1 protein-coding gene is annotated in these 488 nt (G+C 61.1%); it reads left to right on the forward strand.

Going from position 1 to position 488, the window contains the following annotated elements; translation table 11 throughout:
* Nucleotides 1-488: EF-Tu/IF-2/RF-3 family GTPase (locus J8G26_RS19165; protein ID WP_246881490.1), on the forward strand; the 488-nt coding region annotated here is incomplete at both ends.

The following is a 488-nucleotide window of genomic DNA, read 5'->3' on the forward strand; positions in this document are numbered from 1 at the left end:
GTGCCTTACATCATCGTGTTCCTGAACAAGTGCGACATGGTGGACGACGAAGAACTGCTCGAACTCGTCGAAATGGAAGTGCGCGAACTGCTGGACAAATACAACTTCCCTGGCGACGACACCCCCATCATCCGTGGTTCCGCCAAGCTCGCCCTGGAAGGCGACAAGGGCCCGCTGGGCGAAGAAGCCATCATGAAGCTGGCCGAAGCACTGGACACCTACATCCCTACGCCTGAGCGCGCTGTGGACGGTGCCTTCCTGATGCCCGTGGAAGACGTGTTCTCCATCTCCGGCCGCGGCACCGTGGTGACCGGTCGTATCGAGCGCGGCATCATCAAGGTCGGCGAAGAAATCGAAATCGTCGGCATCAAGGACACCGTCAAGACCACCTGCACCGGCGTGGAAATGTTCCGCAAGCTGCTGGACCAGGGCCAGGCTGGCGACAACGTCGGCCTGCTGCTGCGCGGCACCAAGCGCGAAGACGTGGA

This window comes from Acidovorax sp. JG5 (assembly GCF_017939685.1).
In the GTDB taxonomy this organism is placed as follows: Bacteria; Pseudomonadota; Gammaproteobacteria; order Burkholderiales; family Burkholderiaceae_C; genus Acidovorax.